We start from the raw sequence: 16,288 nt of genomic DNA, 5'->3' as shown, positions 1-16,288 counted from the left end.
ACAGACAATCGAGGGAATTCAAAAGGGGTTTTTATGCAGCCTGCCCCGGCGAACGAGCCGGGGCAGGCTTAGCGAATCAACCTTGCGGCTGCAAGGCGGCAAGACGCATGGACATCAGCATGGCGAACTCTTCTACGGTCATCTTCTGGCCATTGAAGTCGACCATGCCATCGGCATAGTGCAGGCGGGTCACCACGTCGTTGCCCTGCACCGTGGCCATGCCGCTCTGCAGCGCCATCATGCCAACCATTTCACCTGCCTGGCTCGACTGCATGGCGATGGCCTGGGCATCGGTCTGCCCTTCCAAAAGAGCCTGCAAAGTTGCCAGGTCACCGATCATCGGCTTGGACAGCGACAGCGACGTCTTGACCTCGGTGATCAGTTGTTTGCTCAGCTGGTCGGGCGGCAGGTCGAAGGAGGCCGGGCTGGCGAAGTCCATTGCCAGGTTGAAGCGGCTCTCGCCGTTGGCGGTCTTGAACGACAGGTTTTCTACCGCGAGCTTGGGCTTGGAGGCCAGCAGCTGCTGCAGGTCAGCCTGGAACTTGGCCTTCTCGGCTTCGCCCATCTGGATCTGTGGCAACGCCTGGCCTGCTGCGGCCGCAGCCTCGAACTCCGGCAAGTGCGCCTGGTACCAGTGTGACAGCGCTTGCAGCGCCGGTGCATTGACCGACTTGATGCTCACGGCCATCTGCGCATTGCCGACGGCGCGGCCGTCCCAGGTGATATCCGCCAGCGTGTAATCCGCGCGCCCACCGACGGTGTCCGGGCCGTCGAGGGCTTGCTGAGCTTTTTGCTCAAAGCCTTTGATCGACAGCACCTGCTGCTTGGGCCCCAAGGTCACCTTGGTTTCCGCCAGCGACAGGTCGACTTTGCCGACATAGATCGCATCGTGCTGGGTGGCGGCCAGGTCGCCATCGACCTTCAAGCCCTTCAGCTCGAAGGTGGCAGGCGGCTGATCGTCGTGCACCCACTTCATTTCGAAGCGCTCGGCGCTGCCCTGGAATTTCGTCGCCTTGCCTTCGCGGTCGCCGCTGAGCTGCAACTGCATGCCCGAGAACGCGAGGCTGTTGCCGTCGGTTTCGTTGACCTTGAGCGGGGCCAGCTGGACCGTGCTGTCAACGTTGCCGCCGTAGCCCAGGCTGGTCTGCGCGCTGACCGGCGCCTGTTCGCCCGCTGCCGCGAACCAGGGGGCGGTGAAATCGTCCTTCTGCAGGGTGCTGTTGCTGACAGCCAGCACGGGCATCAGCTTCAGTGCCTTGACCCGCGACCACGGGAATGGACCATGCTCGATCTGGTCGGTCATGCCGACATCGAAACTGACCACTTCGTCGTCGCCCAGGTTGATGTCCTTGGCTTTGAGCCGGTACTGGGCCGTACTGCTGAAGAAGTGCCGATCCAGCGAGACCAGTTCGACGTTCAGGCTGCCACCGACGCCCACCAGGGCTTTTTTCAGTTCGGCGTTGCTGCGGTTGACGGAATATTCCAGCTCCGCAGGCAAGCGCTCGCCGGTGTACCAGGCGCCAGCGGTGGTTGCGACGGCAATGGCGATAGCCAGGCCGGTAAGGATGCCTACTGATTTCTTCATGAATAGAACCGAATGCTGTCCATAAGGGCTTACACGTGGCCAAGGTGCCACGCAAGGCCTGAAGAATATCACCGCAGCCTCGGGCAGGTGGTGGACGAAGCCGAGAAATCCCGCTTTTAGGACCCGTCTGATAGGCCCATAGGAAACATCCTATTTGTTCATTTTTACGAACATCTAAATCGATCAAAACCGCAAAAAAACGCGCAAAAACTGAACAAAACTCCATTGAAATCGATAAATATTTCAGTTTGGCAACATCTTGTCATGTTTAACTTGACACCAACCTACCCATCGTTTTTTATTTTCACCACTTGCACCGCGCCCACCCCACAAAGAACAACCGGCGCCTCGCACGCGCCTCCCTCTGCTCCGAACAATAAAGGTGAACAACATGGAGCCCACCCGCTCGCCCTTGCCGCATGCGCAACTCACTGTGCCCGCCGTTCACGTCCAGCCGCAGGAGCCACGCCAGCATGCAGCCTGACCACAGCACTTCCGGCGGCGACCAATTCCGCAAATCCCTGCGCCTTTGGCACGTGGTGATCATCGGCCTGGCCTACCTGACGCCAATGACCGTGTTCGACACCTTCGGCATTGTCTCCGGCATCACCGCCGGGCACGTGCCGAGCGCCTACATCCTGGCGTTGGCCGGTATTCTGTTCACGGCGGTAAGCTACGGCACCCTGGTACGACGCTTCCCACAATCGGGCTCGGCCTATACCTACACCCAGCGCGCCATCAACCCGCACGTGGGCTTCCTGGTGGGCTGGTCATCGCTGCTGGATTACCTGCTCCTACCCATGGTCAATGCGCTGCTGGCCAAGCTCTACCTGTCGGCCATGTTCCCCGAAGTGCCGGCGTGGGTCTGGGTGACCGGGTTCGTCAGCCTGATTAGCCTGATCAACATGCGCAGTATCAACCTGGTGGCGCACTTCAACCTGTTGTTCGTGGCGGTGCAGGTCGCGATCATTGCGGTGTTCATCTACCTCTGCGTGCGTGGCCTGGGCCACGGCGAAGGGCTGGGCACCACCTGGAGCCTGCTGCCGTTCGCCGACAACCAGACCCAACTCAGCGCCTTGGCCGCTGGTGCCACCATCCTGTGCTTCTCGTTCCTGGGCTTCGACGCAGTGACGTGCCTGTCGGAAGAAACCCGCGACCCAGGCAAGACCATCCCACGGGCCATCTTCCTGACCGCGCTGATCGGCGGGATGGTGTTCATCCTGGTGTCGTACTTCATCCAGGCCTACTTCCCGACCATGGCGCGCTTCCATGACCAGGAAGCCGCCCTGCCGGAGATCGCCCTGTACGTGGGCGGCAAGCTGTTCCAGTCGGTGTTCATCGCCTGCACCGTGATCAATACCATCGCCTCGGGCCTGGCCTCGCAGACCAGCGTCTCGCGCCTGCTGTACGTGATGGGCCGCGACAATGTAATCCCGGCCAGCATCTTTGCCCGCCTGCACTCGCGCTACAAGACACCGGTGATGAACATCGCCGTGGTCGGGCTGATCTCGCTGTCGGCGATCTTCTTCGACCTGGTCACCGCCACGTCGATCATCAACTTCGGCGCCCTGGTCGCGTTCAGCTTCGTCAACCTGTCGGTGATCAACCACTGCTACCTGCGCGAAGGCAACCGCAAAGGCTTGGCCAACAAGCTGAAGTACCTGGTACTGCCGACCATCGGCTTCTGCATCATCGTTTCGCTGTGGCTGGACCTGAACGCGCACTCGTTGATGTTCGGCGGGCTTTGGGCACTGCTCGGGGTGATCTACCTGGCCTGGCTGACCAAGGCCTTCAGGGTTGCGCCACCGAACTGCATCGCTGAATGACCCACGCTGCCGACAACGCCCGCGCCTGACCGCGGGCGTTGTCCTTGATCGAAAAGGAAAGCCCTCATGTCGCTGCGTCGCCTCTCCATCCAGTGGAAGATCACCCTGCTTGCCGGCTTGTGCCTGCTGGCCATCGTCGCACTGCTGGTCACCACCTCGCTGACCCAGGCCCGGCGCAGCGCGGCATTGGTCAGCCAGGCCAACTCGGAAATGCTCGACCACAGCGCGCGCCTGCGCCTGCAGGCGCACGCCGAAACCCAGGCGCTGCGTATCCAGCGCTACTTCATGGACGCCTATCAGCACGGTAATGGCTTCCGACGCCTGGTACAGGTGCTGAAGGCCCGCGGCGGCAACGACTTGCGTGGCGAGCTGACCCGCGAGGCGCGCGCCAGCCTGGCCAGCAACCCGGATGTGATCGGCCTGTACCTGGTGTTCCAGCCGGACGCGCTGGACCACCAGGACAGCCAGTTCGTCGCCCAGGAGGGCGTGGGCAGCAACGACAGCGGGCGCTTCTCGCTGTACTGGTCGCAGCCACGCCCAGGCACCCTGGAGCAAGAAGCCATGCCTGAGGCGATGCTCGCCGACACCCGCACCAGCACCAGCGGCAGCCCGCAGAACCGCTGGTTGACCTGCCCGCAAGAAACCGCCCGGACCTGCATGCTCGAGCCGTACCTCGACGAGGTCAACGGCCGCCAGGTGCTGATGACCAGCATTGCCCTGCCCCTGCTGGAAAACGGCAAGGTCGTCGGCGTGGTCGGCCTGGACATAGGCCTGGACAACCTGCAGCAGTTGAGCCTGAACGGCCGCCAGGAGCTGTTCGACGGCCAGGGCCAGGTCAGCATCGTCAGCCCGGCCGGCCTGCTGGCGGGCCACAGCCGCGACAGCAGCCAGCTCGGCAAGGCGCTGGACGCGGCGGTACCACACGGCATGCTGCGCGTTGCTCACCCGTTCAGCCCCATCCCCGACGCAGCGCCCTGGCAAGTGTTGCTGGAGTTGCCTGAAAGCGTGCTGCAAGCACCGGCCATGGCGCTCAACCAACGCCTGGATGCGCACAACCAAACTGCCAACCTCACCAGCCTGCTGATCGGCCTTGGCGCCGCTGTGCTGGGCCTGGTACTGGTGTGGCTGACCGCGCGCGGCGTGACGCGGCCGATTCTCGCCGTCGCCGCGCGCCTGAAAGACATCGCCAGCGGCGAGGGTGACCTCACGCGCCGCCTGGACTATGCCCGCGAGGACGAACTGGGCCAACTGACCGGCTGGTTCAACCGTTTTCTCGACAAACTCCAGCCGGTGATCGCCCAGGTCAAAGGCTCGCTGCAGGAAGCCCGTGGCACTGCTGACCAGTCCGCCGCCATCGCCAGCCAGACCAGTAACGGCATGCAGCAACAGCACCGGGAAATCGAGCAGGTCGCCACCGCCGCCAACGAAATGAGCGCCACCGCGCTGGATGTAGCCCACAACGCCTCCCAGGCCGCCCAGGCGGCCCGTGGCGCCGACCAGGCAAGCCGCGAAGGCCTGCAACTGATTGCCAGCACCCGCCAGGCCATCGACCGCCTGGCAGCCGACATGAACACCGCGATGGACGAGGCGCGCACCCTGGAAAGCCGCAGCGATCAGATCGGCTCGGTGCTAGAGGTGATCCGTGCGATTGCCGAGCAGACCAACCTGCTGGCGCTCAATGCCGCCATCGAAGCGGCCCGCGCCGGCGAGGCTGGCCGTGGCTTCGCCGTGGTCGCCGATGAAGTGCGCAGCCTGGCCCAACGCACTCAGGTGTCGGTCGAGGAAATCCGCCAGGTCATCGAGGGCCTGCAGCAAGGCACCCAGGATGTGGTGGGCGCCATGCATGAGGGCCAGCGCCAAGCCCAGGCCAGCGCAACGCGCATGGAACAGGCGCTGCCGGCCCTTCAGCGTATCGGCGAGGCGGTGGCGGTGATCAGCGACATGAACCTGCAGATCGCCTCGGCGGCCGAGGAACAAAGTGCGGTGGCCGAGGAAGTGAACCGTAACGTGGCAGGTATTCGTGATGTGACAGAATCGCTGGCTGGCCAGGCCGATGAATCGGCGCGGATAAGCCAGGCGCTGAACCGGCTGGCCAATCAACAACAGGCGCTGATGGAACAATTTCGCGTGTAGGAGCGGCCTTGTGTCGCGAAAGGGCTGCACAGCAGCCCCAGCACTATCGGCGACGCCTCTGAAATCTTGGGGCTGCTCTGCAGCCCGATCGCGACACAAGGCCGCTCCTACAATAATTGCGCAACACTGAAGATAGTTACTTCGTTACGACTGAGCTCATTTCATGGATCCCCAAAACAAACAACCGTTCTTCGACATCACCAGCGAACAAGGCCTGCTACGCACCTCGATCGCCGTTACCCTGTTCATCGCCACCATCGGCATTGCCTTCGGCCTGGCCTCGGGCTCGTTCTCGATCATCTTCGACGGCGTTTACTCGCTGGTCGACGCCAGCATGAGCGGCCTGTCGCTGGTGGTGGTCAAGCTGATCACCTCTCACGCCACCAGCCTGCAGATGTCACGCAAGCTGCGTGAGCGCTTCACCATGGGCTTCTGGCACCTGGAACCGATGGTGCTGGCGCTCAATGGCATCCTGCTCAGCGGCGTAGCCATCTATGCGTTGATCAACGCCGTCAGCAGCGTGCTGCAAGGCGGGCGGCACTTGGAGTTCGGTATCGCCATGGTCTACGCGGTACTGACCGTGATCGCCTGCGTGACCATCGCAGTCGTCGAAGCCCGGGCAAACCGCAAGCTGGGGTCGGACTTCGTACGCATGGACGTCAAGGGTTGGGTGATGTCAGCGAGCATCACCGCCGCGTTGCTGATCGCTTTCTGCTTTGGCTATGCGGTGCAGGGCACGCAGTGGGAATGGATGTCCCCGTACATCGACCCGGCGGTGCTGGCACTGGTCTGCCTGGTGATCATTCCATTGCCGCTGTCGGTGGTACGCCAGGCGTTTTCGGAGATATTCCTGGTGACGCCGGGGGACCTCAAACTGCATGTCGACGAAGTCGCCAAGGCCTTCGTTGCGCGCCATGGGCTGCAGTCGTACCGCGCCTATGTGGCCAAGGTAGGGCGCTCGCGGGAGATCGAGCTGTACTTCATCGTGCCTACCGGCATGGGCGCAAAAACCATCGATGAATGGGATGCGTTGCGCAATGAGATCGGCGATGCCGTGGGCGGCGAAGGGCCGGACCGTTGGTTGACCGTGGTGTTTACCGGGGATCCGGAGTGGGCTGAGTAACCGGCAGTACACGCCAGAAACGACAAAGCCCGCTACCGTTGCCGGTAGCGGGCTTTGACTTACTGCGTATGGTGGGTCGTGTAGGATTCGAACCTACGACCAATTGGTTAAAAGCCAACTGCTCTACCAACTGAGCTAACGACCCGTTGGATGGCGCGTATAATACTGATTTCTAACGGGAAATCAACACCTCGCCATAAAAAAAATCAAAAATAACGCGTCGGGTCGGTCACCCCGGCAGCCTTGAAGCCATCAGCACGCAGGCGGCAGCTGTCGCACTTGCCGCAGGCACGGCCTTGATCGTCGGCTTGGTAGCAGGAAACCGTCAGGCTGTAATCCACACCCCGGGCGATGCCCGCTTGAACGATCTGCGCCTTGCTCAAGTTCTGCAACGGTGCCTGGATGCGGAAGCCCTGCCCTTCGACACCCGCCTTGGTCGCCAGGTTGGCCATGCGCTCGAAGGCTTCGACGAATTCGGGGCGGCAGTCCGGGTAACCGGAGTAATCCACGGCATTGACGCCGATGAAGATGTCACGCGCTTCGAGCACTTCCGCCCAGCCCAGGGCCAAGGACAGGAAAACGGTGTTGCGCGCCGGTACGTAGGTGACCGGGATGCCTTCACCTGGGGTTTCCGGTACGTCGATGCTGCTGTCGGTCAGGGCCGAGCCACCGATACCGTCCAGGCTCAGGCCAATGACCTTGTGCTCGACCACACCCAGGTCACGCGCTACACGGGCGGCAGCATCGAGCTCGGCCCGATGACGCTGGCCGTAGTCGAAACTCATGGTGTAGCAGCTGTAGCCTTCGGCTTTGGCCATGGCCACCACCGTGGCCGAGTCCAGGCCACCGGACAGCAAGATTACCGCGCGTTTCTCAGTCATGTACTGCAACTCCTCAATCAACGTCCGGGTTCGTCGTTCCACAGCAGCTTGTGCAGCTGCAACTGGAAACGTACGGGCAGGTTGTCGGCAACGATCCAGTCGGCCAGGTCACTCGCGCTCACCTGATGGTGGCTGGGCGAGAACAACACCTCGCCGGCACGCTCGGCCAGGTTGTACTGGATCAGCTTGGACACGGCCCAGTCATAATCCTCACGGGAGCAGATCACGAACTTGACCTGGTCGTTGCGGGTCAGGTGCTCGATGTTCTCGTAGCGATTGCGGTGCGACTCCTCGGAGCCTGGGGTCTTCAGGTCGACCACACGGCTGACGCGGGTGTCGGTGCCGGAAATATCCAAAGCGCCACTGGTCTCGAGCGAGACCTCGTAGCCGGCATCGCACAGCTGCTGGAGCAAAGGCAAGGCATTGGGCTGGGCCAACGGTTCGCCACCGGTGACACAGACGTAGCGCGGCTTGAAGCCGGCCACTTGTTCCATGATCGAATCGAGGGTGCGAATAGTGCCGCCGGTGAAGGCGTAGGCACTGTCGCAGTATTGACAGCGCAGGGGGCAACCGGTCAGGCGCACGAATACCGTGGGCAGCCCAGCCGTTCGTGTTTCACCCTGCAACGAGTAAAAGACTTCGGTGATGCGTAATGTGTCTTGCATGATCGCCACGGGCGTGACAGCTAAACAGGCTGTCCGCCTCCGTCAGGCACTGTCGCGGACTCGACATGGCGTTATCCGCAGCAGCGTGTTTAGGAAAAAGGGCACTGATTCTAACGAAAAAACCCGCGACTCGCGCGGGTTTCTTTTGAAAGGTGCTGCTTAGAGCTTCTGCAGGTCGCGCTGCGCCAGCTGTGCGGCAGAGGTGCCGGGGTACTGGGTGATGACCTGTTGCAGAATGCCTTTGACCTTGTCGGTGTGGCCCATGCGGCGCTCGACGTCGGCCAGCTTGTACAGCGAATCAGGCACCTTGCTGTGCTTGGGGTACTTCTGGCTCACCTGAGCGAAGGCCTGGCTGGCACCCGGCAGGTCGCCCTTGGCCAGGTTCACCTCACCCAGCCAGTACTGGGCGTTGCCGGCGTACTGGCTGTTGGGGTACTTGCGCAGGAAGGCGTTGAACGCCTGGCTGGCCTTGTCGAAGTCCTTCTGCTTGATCAGGTCGAAAGCAGCATCGTAGTAGAGCTTTTCTTTCGCCGGATCACCGGGCTCGCTGTTGGCGGCCGGTTGTTGTGCAGCAGCGCCAGCGGCGCCTGCTGCTGCACCGGCGGCGGCATTGGATGCGCCACCGGTAGCGGAATTGTCAGGGGTCGCGGCAGGCGCGGCACCACTGTTGATGCGACGGTCCAGATCCTGGTATCGCTCCAGGTTTTCCTGCTTCATGCGCGACACATCGTTTTGCAGCTCTTCGATGATGCCTTGCTGGCGGGAAAGCTGATCCTGCATCTGTTGCAGCTGCATGAACAGCTGGCCCTGTGCTGAGGCAGGGGTCGAAGCCCCTGCCCCGGCATAGGCGCCGCTCGTGCCATAACCCGCAGGTGGATACCCACCCGCGTTGTCATCTACTACAGGGACCTCAGCCCAGGCCGCGAGCGGCAGGCTGAGTGCGAGGACGGTTACAACACGGCGGCACATTCGCATAGGAACTTACTTACGCAGTTCTACGCGACGGTTCTGAGCCCAGGATTGCTCGTCGTTGCCAGTGGCAACCGGACGCTCTTCACCGTAGGAGACCAGTTCCAGCTGAGCAGGGGAAACGCCCTGCAGAACCAGGTAACGCTGAACGGCCTTGGCACGACGCTCACCCAGAGCCATGTTGTACTCGCGGGTGCCGCGCTCGTCGGTGTTGCCTTCCAGAACAACGCGGTTGCCGTTGGACTTCAGGTCCTTGGCGTGAACGTCCAGAGCGCGCATGGCTTCTGGCTTCAGGTCCGAGCTGTCGTATTCGAAGTAGAAGGTGGTGATTGCGCGCAGGGCGGCTTCTTCGCTCAGGGAGCCGTCAACAGCGCCAGTGTTGGCACCGTAGCCAGCGTTCGGGTCAACAGCGCCTTCACCAGCGTTGTCACCGCCTTTCGAGGAGCAACCTACAGCTACAGCCATGGCCAGAGCCAGCGCAGCGAATTTACCAAACTTCAGCATTTCCATCGTGAAACTCCTAATGAAACCCCAGTGTGTTAAGCAAAACGTATTACGCCGCAATCAGTTCAGGAAAGGGGACCAGGACGGTTCTCTGACTTCGCCTTGAGCGGTAGGAAGTGGGAGCCTCACGCGGCCATTAAGCGACACGAGCATCAAGACTCCCCGGCCCTGCTGGCGGGTGGCGTAGATTAGCATGGTGCCGTTTGGCGCAACAGTGGGAGACTCATCAAGACTTGTTTCCGAGAGAATCTTTACACTTCCGCGTTGCAAGTCCTGTGCCGCCACTTTGAAGTTGGTGAAGCCCTGCTGACGGTGAATCATCACCAGCGTCTTTTCGTCCGCCGAAAGTTTCGGGTTGGCGTTGTAGTTACCCACGAAAGTTACGCGCTCAGCACCACCACCACTGACCGACTGCTTGTAGATCTGCGGCTTGCCGCCACGGTCGGAGGTGAAGTACAGGGTGTTGCCATCTTTGCCCCAGAACGGCTCGGTATTGATACCCGGGCCGGCAGTGACACGGCTGATCTGACGCGACGCCACGTTCATCACGTAGATGTCCGGGTTGCCATCTTTGGACAGCACGAACGCCAGGCGCGAACCATCCGGCGACCAGGCAGGCGCGCCGTTGAGGCCTTCGAAGTTGGTGACCTGCTCACGGCGACCGGTGTCGATGTGCTGAACGAAGATGCGCGGGCGCTTCTGCTCGAACGACACATAGGCAATGCGCTTGCCATCCGGTGCAAAGCGTGGCGACAGGATCGGCTCACGCGATTGCAGCAGGGTCACTGCCCGGGCACCGTCGTAGTCCGAACGCTGCAGGGTGTAACGGGTGTTGTTGGTAGAGAAACGCTCGGCCGTCACGTAGAGCATGCGGGTCGAGAACGCACCCTTGATGCCGGTGAGCTTTTCGAACGACTGGTCGGCGATGTAGTGCGACATGTCGCGCAACTGGTCGACGCTGCCCGCCACGCTACCGGTCAGCACTTGCTGCTCGGTGGCGACGTTGAACAGGGCGTACTGCACCTGCAGGCGGCCGCCGGACGGCACAATGCTGCCGACCATGACGTACTGCGCGCCCAACGCTTTCCAGTCACGGAAGATGACTTCGCTGGCCTGGGAAGGCTGGCTGATCATGTTCTGACGCGGAATCGGCGAGTAGTAGCCGGAGTTGCGCAGGTCGTTGCCGATGATCTCGGCCATGTCTTCGGGCAGCACGCTGCCGCCCTGCAGACCGAACGGCACTACCGCGATGGGAGTGGCCCGGTCACTGCCACTGGTGACCAGGATGTTCTTTTCATCTGCCACCGCCATGCCTGCTACGCAGCAGAGCATGACCAGCAGTCCTCTCAGACGTTTAATCACAACGCTAGATCCTCAGGTGTAAATGTCATCTTGAACGAACGATACTGATTGAAATCGCTCGGCTTCATACCCTGCATTTCGGTCAGACGACCGATGTTCTTCACTGCTGCCACCGCCGAACTGTCGAACGGACCGTCGCCACTGGAGCGCAGAACGCTGGCATTGGTGATGGTGCCATCTGGCAACATGTTGATCTGCAGGACCACCGTCATGCCCTTACGCGCGGAAGGCGGACGCGCCCAGCCTTCGGCCGCTCGCAAACGGATCAGGTCGTCGAAACTGCCGGCCACCTGGTCGCCTTGCTCGTCAGCCAGTGCCTGCTGCCGCTCTGTGGTGTCGGACAACAGCTCGGCCAGGGCCTGAGCTTTCTTGTCTTCCGCCGACTTGCGGGCCGCTTCCTGTGCCTTTTTCTTCTGGGCGTCTGCAGCGGCCTTTTTCTTGGCCTCTTCAGCTGCCTTCTTCTTCGCGTCCTCGGCCGCCGCTTTCTTCTTGGCGTCCTCGGCTGCTTTCTTCTTGGCCTCTTCGGCTGCCTTTTTCTTGGCGTCCTCGGCGGCTTGCTTTTTCGCTTCTTCGGCGGCCTCTTTCTTGGCCTCCTCGTCGGCTTTCTTCTTGGCCTCTTCCTCAGCCTTCTTCTTGGCGATGTCGGCCTGCTGTTTCTCGGCGGCCTTCTTCGCCTCCTCGGCTTTCTTGGCTTCGGCGGCTTTCTTGGCCTCGGTGGCCTTGGCAGCCTCCTCAGCCTTCTTGGCTTCAGCGGCCTCAGCCTTCTTGGCCTCGGCGGCTTCGCGAGCCTCTTCGGCCTTTTGAGCGGCGTCGGCTTTCTTTTGTTCCGCGGCCTTCACGGCCTCTTGCTCGACCTTCTTCTGTTCCAACTGCTCGACTTCGGTCTGGCGCGAGGCGGTTTTCTTCGCTTCCCCGGCAATCTTCTGATTGGTCTGGGTAGTCGCCTGGCTCTTGGACTTCAGCTGATACAGGGTAGCCTGGACGATCGGCTTGGAAGGCGGCAGTTCAGGCGTCATGGCAAAACTGACGAACAGCATGCCGAACACCAGCACGTGCAGACCGATGGCCCAGACACTGGGCCAGAAGTAGCTTTCCGAGGCGGATGGCTCTCGCTGTTGCATCAGGGCGCCTCGGTAATCAGGCCAACGTTACCGACACCGGCCTTCTGCAACCCGCCCATGGCACCCATGACCGCGCCGTAGTCGACAGCCTTGTCGCCACGAATGAAGACCTGTGTCTGCTTGCCCTGGTCACGGCCGGCGGCAATGATCTTGGTCACTGCGTTGGTCATGTCGGGCAAGGTCATGGCCTTGTCCATCTGCTTGTCGGTATCGACTTCGCTGCCGAGGTTCCAGTAGTAGGTCTTGTCGGCCTTGATGGAAATGGTGAGGATCTGGACGTTGTTGTCCTGCGGCAAGGCTTCACTGGAAACCTTGGGCAAGTCGACCTTCACGCCTTGGTTGAGCATTGGGGCCGTCACCATGAAGATGACCAGCAGCACCAGCATCACGTCGATGTAGGGCACCACGTTCATCTCGGCGACCGGCTTGCGTTTGTGGCGAACTCGGGCCATGGGCTTCTACCTGATTACTCTTCGCTGGTGTGCACTTTGCGGTGCAGGATCGCCTGGAACTCGTCGGCGAAGGTGTAGTAACGACCGATCAGCACTTCGCTGCGCGCGGCGAAACGGTTGTACGCGATAACGGCTGGGATTGCTGCGAACAGGCCGATCGCAGTGGCGATCAACGCTTCGGCAATACCGGGGGCAACCGTGGCCAGGGTGGCTTGCTGGGCGCTGGCCAGGCCGCGGAAGGAGTTCATGATGCCCCATACGGTACCGAACAGGCCGATGTACGGGCTGGTCGAACCGACGGTGGCGAGGAACGGCAGGCTCTGCTCGAGCTTTTCTTCTTCACGCGAAATGGCCACGCGCATGGCTCGGCCAACGCCTTCCATGACCGCATCCGGGTCTACACCCGGCTGCTGACGCAGGCGCGAGAACTCTTTGAAGCCTGCACGGAAGACCTGCTCCACACCCGAATCCGGGTCTGGGTTGCTGCCGGCCTGACGGTACAGCTTGGACAGGTCGATACCCGACCAGAAACGCTCCTCGAAGGCATCCAGCGCTCGACGACCGGCGCGCAGCATGGTGCTGCGCTGGAAGATCATGATCCATGAGGTGACCGAGGCGGCCACAAGGATCAGCATTACCAGCTGTACTACCACGCTGGCATTGCTGACCAGACTCCACATGGAGGTATGGTCGACGACGTTAGCTTCCACGCTTATTCTCCTGCATTCGATTGAGTACCCGAGCCGTCCGCCATAAAGGCGTCGCGCAGCTTGGGGGGTATGGCTCGGGGTTTGAAAGTGTCGGCGCGCACGGCGGCCACCAGGAACTGCCCCTCGCAGAGCAGCGTTTCATCCTTTTCCCGCCAGACCTGCTGCACGAAGCGCAGGCTGGCACGATTGAGTTCAAGTACTTGCGCCGTCACCCGCAGTTCATCGTCCAACCGCGCTGGCGCGTGGTAGCGCGCCTCGCTGGAATGGACCACGAACAGCAGGTTCTCCCCGGCCAACTGCAACTGGGAAAAGCCCAGGTGCCGCAGCCGCTCGGTACGCGCGCGCTCCATGAATTTCAGGTAGTTGACGTAATACACCACGCCGCCCGCATCGGTGTCTTCGTAGTAGACGCGACAACGGTGGGCGAACGGTTCGAGCTGATTTTGCGCGCGCATACTCTAGTGCTTACTCCTCAGCTTGCCAATCCGCTGCGGCAACTGTTTTTTCTCATTAATGTCTTATTGCCAGCGCGCCGAGGGCATGCCAGCGGTAGGACCACAAAAAGCCGGTTTTGATCTGTCATTCATCGCCTGGCTCGGAAAAATCACCACCCTCCCCCAAACGCCCAGGAACATTCAGGCCAAAGTGCAGGTAGGCATGCCGGGTGACCACACGGCCGCGCGGCGTACGCATGATGTAACCCTGCTGGATCAGGTAGGGTTCAAGCACGTCTTCGATGGTATGACGCTCTTCACTGATGGCGGCGGCGAGGTTGTCTACCCCCACCGGGCCACCGTCGAACTTCTCGATCATGGTCAACAGCAGGCGGCGGTCGGAATGGTCGAAACCACGCTCGTCGACGTCCAGCAGGTTCAGCGCCAAGTCGGCCACAGCCTTTGTGATCTGGCCCTTGCCGCGCACTTCGGCATAGTCGCGCACACGGCGCAGCAGGCGGTTGGCGATACGCGGCGTGCCACGGGCACGGCGGGCAATCTCGAAGGCGCCCTGGTCTTCGATGACCAGGCCCAGGATGCCAGCGGAGCGGCTGACGATGGTTGCCAGGTCCTTGTCGCTGTAAAACTCCAGGCGCTGGACGATACCGAAGCGGTCACGCAAAGGGTTGGTCAGCATGCCGGCGCGGGTGGTGGCACCCACCAAGGTGAACGGCGGCAAGTCGAGCTTGATCGAGCGGGCGGCGGGCCCTTCGCCGATCATGATGTCGAGCTGGAAGTCTTCCATCGCGGGGTAGAGCACTTCTTCGACCACCGGTGAAAGCCGGTGAATTTCGTCGATGAACAGCACATCATGGGGTTCGAGGTTGGTCAGCATCGCCGCCAGGTCACCCGGGCGCTCGAGGATCGGCCCCGAGGTGCTCTTGACCGAAACGCCCATCTCGTGGGCGATGATGTTGGCCAAGGTGGTCTTGCCCAACCCGGGCGGGCCAAAGATCAAGGTATGGTCGAGTGATTCGCTGCGACCGCGGGCCGCCTGAATGAACAGCGACATCTGCTCACGCACCACCGGCTGCCCGATGTATTCGTCCAGGCGCAGGGGGCGGATCGCACGGTCCTGGACCTCTTCGCGGTCACGCCCACTGGCAGCGATCAGACGGTCGGCTTCGATCACTTGGTAATCATCCCTTTGAGGCTGGCGCGGATCAGCTCTTCACTGCTCAAGCCTGCCTTGTCCTTGATGGCGGACACTGCCTTGCTGGCTTCCTGCGGCTTGTAGCCAAGGGAAACCAGCGCACTGACGGCATCGGCCTCGGCCGTGGAGGCACTGCTGACCGGCACCGGCCCGTCAGACACCAGGGTGAACATGGCCGGTGAGGTTTCCCAGGCCTTGAAGCGGTCCTTGAGTTCGACCAGCAAACGCTCGGCGGTCTTCTTACCTACACCAGGCACACGCACCAGGGCCGAGGTGTCCTGGGCCTGCACGCAGCGCACCAGCTCGTCGGCTTCCAGGCCCGACATCAAGGCCAGCGCCAGCTTCGGCCCAACGCCATTGAGGCGAATGAGTTCGCGGAACAGTTCGCGCTCGCGCTTTTCGTGGAACCCGTAGAGCAGGTGCGCGTCTTCGCGCACCACCAGGTGGGTATGCACGGTTACCGTTTCGCCGACCTTGGGCAGGCGATACAGGGTGGTCATGGGCACTTCCAGCTCATAGCCCACGCCATTGACGTCGATAATCAGGTGTGGCGGTTGCTTTTCCGCCAGGGTGCCGCGCAAACGTCCAATCACGTTCCGATCCTTCCTCTTGGGGAGCCGATCAAAGACCGCTCAACCCTATCAGCAAATGCCTCAGGTGAACGCTTCACCTGAACAAAATGTGTATCACCGCATGAAGCGACTACAGACGCAAGCGCCCGCCGCGACGCCGTGCCGTGGCCAGGCCGTGCGGTACCAGGCTGGAGCGGGTGTGGGCATGGCACAGGGCGATGGCCAGGGCGTCGGAGGCGTCGATCTGCGGCTTCTTCGTGAGTTTGAGCAGGTGCATGACCATCATCATCACTTGCTCCTTGTTGGCCCCACCCGTACCCGCCACGGCCTGCTTGACCTGGGTGGCACTGTATTCGGCGATTTCCAGGCCGGCCTCGGCGGCGGCGACGATTGCCGCACCGCGGGCCTGGCCGAGTTTGAGCGCCGAGTCGGGGTTGCGGGCCATGAACACCCGTTCGATGCCCATGGTCACCGGTTCGTGCAGCTTGATGATCTCACTGACACCGCGAAAGACAATCTGCAGACGTTCGTGCAACTCACCACTGCCCGTGCGGATACAACCCGACGCCACATACTCGCAACCACGGGCAGTCTGGCGCACAACGCCATACCCGGTGATGCGCGAGCCGGGGTCGATACCAAGAATCAGAGTCATAACGCCTGCAATGTTGTTGCAATCAGTAGTGGCCATTCGCGGGCAAGCCCGCTCCCACAGGAACCGTGCGGTAGCTGTGGGAG

At 61.7% G+C, this 16,288-nt stretch carries 16 protein-coding genes and 1 tRNA gene; 3 read left to right on the top strand and 14 right to left on the bottom strand.

Annotated elements, in window-relative coordinates; all coding sequences use genetic code 11:
* Positions 1-76: 76 nt before the first annotated feature.
* Positions 77-1,585, bottom strand: a complete 1,509-nt coding sequence (locus OO306_RS21940) for a YdgA family protein (RefSeq protein WP_265969902.1) — start codon at positions 1,583-1,585, stop codon at positions 77-79.
* Between the two features lie 473 nt (positions 1,586-2,058).
* Between OO306_RS21940 and OO306_RS21935 the strand changes: the two genes are divergently transcribed.
* The 3 genes from OO306_RS21935 to OO306_RS21925 all read left to right on the top strand — a co-directional run bounded on the left by OO306_RS21935 (position 2,059) and on the right by OO306_RS21925 (position 6,667).
* Positions 2,059-3,411: an APC family permease gene (locus OO306_RS21935; RefSeq protein ID WP_265969901.1), complete on the top strand. Its 1,353-nt coding sequence runs from the start codon at positions 2,059-2,061 to the stop codon at positions 3,409-3,411.
* Positions 3,412-3,477: 66 nt separating this feature from the next.
* Complete coding sequence (locus OO306_RS21930) at positions 3,478-5,544, top strand: methyl-accepting chemotaxis protein (RefSeq protein ID WP_265969900.1); 2,067 nt, start codon at positions 3,478-3,480, stop codon at positions 5,542-5,544.
* 163 nt (positions 5,545-5,707) lie between these two features.
* Positions 5,708-6,667, top strand: coding sequence for a cation diffusion facilitator family transporter (locus OO306_RS21925; protein ID WP_265969899.1), 960 nt, complete (start codon positions 5,708-5,710; stop codon positions 6,665-6,667).
* A 69-nt stretch (positions 6,668-6,736) separates the two neighbouring features.
* Here OO306_RS21925 and OO306_RS21920 read toward each other — a convergent pair.
* The 13 genes from OO306_RS21920 to ruvC all read right to left on the bottom strand — a co-directional run bounded on the left by OO306_RS21920 (position 6,737) and on the right by ruvC (position 16,205).
* Positions 6,737-6,812 (bottom strand) — tRNA-Lys (locus OO306_RS21920).
* Positions 6,813-6,873: 61 nt separating this feature from the next.
* Complete coding sequence (queC, locus tag OO306_RS21915; protein WP_027594659.1) at positions 6,874-7,548, bottom strand: 7-cyano-7-deazaguanine synthase QueC; 675 nt, start codon at positions 7,546-7,548, stop codon at positions 6,874-6,876.
* 17 nt (positions 7,549-7,565) lie between these two features.
* Positions 7,566-8,213 carry a 7-carboxy-7-deazaguanine synthase QueE gene (gene queE / locus OO306_RS21910; RefSeq protein WP_027594660.1) on the bottom strand — a complete coding sequence of 216 codons (648 nt, stop codon included), beginning with the start codon at positions 8,211-8,213 and terminating at the stop codon, positions 7,566-7,568.
* A gap of 159 nt (positions 8,214-8,372) precedes the next feature.
* On the bottom strand, positions 8,373-9,188 hold the full coding sequence (gene ybgF, locus OO306_RS21905; RefSeq protein WP_099430209.1) for a tol-pal system protein YbgF: 816 nt from the start codon (positions 9,186-9,188) through the stop codon (positions 8,373-8,375).
* A 6-nt stretch (positions 9,189-9,194) separates the two neighbouring features.
* Positions 9,195-9,692: a peptidoglycan-associated lipoprotein Pal gene (pal, locus tag OO306_RS21900; RefSeq protein WP_008090230.1), complete on the bottom strand. Its 498-nt coding sequence runs from the start codon at positions 9,690-9,692 to the stop codon at positions 9,195-9,197.
* Between the two features lie 54 nt (positions 9,693-9,746).
* Entirely contained in the window at positions 9,747-11,018 is a 1,272-nt protein-coding gene (gene tolB / locus OO306_RS21895) for a Tol-Pal system beta propeller repeat protein TolB (RefSeq protein WP_033694211.1), read from the bottom strand.
* A gap of 26 nt (positions 11,019-11,044) precedes the next feature.
* Entirely contained in the window at positions 11,045-12,169 is a 1,125-nt protein-coding gene (gene tolA / locus OO306_RS21890) for a cell envelope integrity protein TolA (protein ID WP_033694212.1), read from the bottom strand.
* On the bottom strand, positions 12,169-12,621 hold the full coding sequence (gene tolR, locus OO306_RS21885; protein ID WP_012273765.1) for a protein TolR: 453 nt from the start codon (positions 12,619-12,621) through the stop codon (positions 12,169-12,171). Before tolR ends, tolA begins: the two co-directional genes overlap by 1 nt.
* A gap of 14 nt (positions 12,622-12,635) precedes the next feature.
* A complete protein-coding gene (tolQ, locus tag OO306_RS21880; protein WP_008090219.1) occupies positions 12,636-13,331 on the bottom strand; it encodes a protein TolQ in 696 nt (231 codons plus the stop codon).
* 2 nt (positions 13,332-13,333) lie between these two features.
* Positions 13,334-13,786 (bottom strand): tol-pal system-associated acyl-CoA thioesterase, encoded by a 453-nt coding sequence (gene ybgC, locus OO306_RS21875; RefSeq protein WP_027594664.1) that lies wholly within the window; start codon positions 13,784-13,786, stop codon positions 13,334-13,336.
* Between the two features lie 124 nt (positions 13,787-13,910).
* A complete protein-coding gene (ruvB, locus tag OO306_RS21870; RefSeq protein ID WP_027594665.1) occupies positions 13,911-14,957 on the bottom strand; it encodes a Holliday junction branch migration DNA helicase RuvB in 1,047 nt (348 codons plus the stop codon).
* On the bottom strand, positions 14,954-15,571 hold the full coding sequence (ruvA, locus tag OO306_RS21865; protein ID WP_027594666.1) for a Holliday junction branch migration protein RuvA: 618 nt from the start codon (positions 15,569-15,571) through the stop codon (positions 14,954-14,956). Before ruvA ends, ruvB begins: the two co-directional genes overlap by 4 nt.
* Before the next feature lie 109 nt (positions 15,572-15,680).
* Positions 15,681-16,205, bottom strand: a complete 525-nt coding sequence (ruvC, locus tag OO306_RS21860; protein WP_027594667.1) for a crossover junction endodeoxyribonuclease RuvC — start codon at positions 16,203-16,205, stop codon at positions 15,681-15,683.
* Positions 16,206-16,288 lie beyond the last annotated feature (83 nt).

It is taken from the genome of Pseudomonas sp. DCB_AW (genome assembly GCF_026240895.1).
Lineage (GTDB): Bacteria > Pseudomonadota > Gammaproteobacteria > Pseudomonadales > Pseudomonadaceae > Aquipseudomonas > Aquipseudomonas kermanshahensis.
This window is presented reverse-complemented; position numbering and strand designations above follow the sequence as displayed.

Excerpts from the sequence above, each read along its gene's own strand:
- OO306_RS21940 (WP_265969902.1), bottom strand. The coding sequence starts at position 1,585 with ATGAAGAAATCAGTAGGCATCCTTACCGGCCTGGCTATCGCCATTGCC.
- OO306_RS21935 (WP_265969901.1), top strand. The coding sequence starts at position 2,059 with ATGCAGCCTGACCACAGCACTTCCGGCGGCGACCAATTCCGCAAATCC.
- OO306_RS21930 (WP_265969900.1), top strand. The coding sequence starts at position 3,478 with ATGTCGCTGCGTCGCCTCTCCATCCAGTGGAAGATCACCCTGCTTGCC.
- OO306_RS21925 (WP_265969899.1), top strand. The coding sequence starts at position 5,708 with ATGGATCCCCAAAACAAACAACCGTTCTTCGACATCACCAGCGAACAA.
- queC (WP_027594659.1), bottom strand. The coding sequence starts at position 7,548 with ATGACTGAGAAACGCGCGGTAATCTTGCTGTCCGGTGGCCTGGACTCG.
- queE (WP_027594660.1), bottom strand. The coding sequence starts at position 8,213 with ATGCAAGACACATTACGCATCACCGAAGTCTTTTACTCGTTGCAGGGT.
- ybgF (WP_099430209.1), bottom strand. The coding sequence starts at position 9,188 with ATGCGAATGTGCCGCCGTGTTGTAACCGTCCTCGCACTCAGCCTGCCG.
- pal (WP_008090230.1), bottom strand. The coding sequence starts at position 9,692 with ATGGAAATGCTGAAGTTTGGTAAATTCGCTGCGCTGGCTCTGGCCATG.
- tolB (WP_033694211.1), bottom strand. The coding sequence starts at position 11,018 with ATGCTCTGCTGCGTAGCAGGCATGGCGGTGGCAGATGAAAAGAACATC.
- tolA (WP_033694212.1), bottom strand. The coding sequence starts at position 12,169 with ATGCAACAGCGAGAGCCATCCGCCTCGGAAAGCTACTTCTGGCCCAGT.
- tolR (WP_012273765.1), bottom strand. The coding sequence starts at position 12,621 with ATGGCCCGAGTTCGCCACAAACGCAAGCCGGTCGCCGAGATGAACGTG.
- ybgC (WP_027594664.1), bottom strand. The coding sequence starts at position 13,786 with ATGCGCGCGCAAAATCAGCTCGAACCGTTCGCCCACCGTTGTCGCGTC.
- ruvC (WP_027594667.1), bottom strand. The coding sequence starts at position 16,205 with ATGACTCTGATTCTTGGTATCGACCCCGGCTCGCGCATCACCGGGTAT.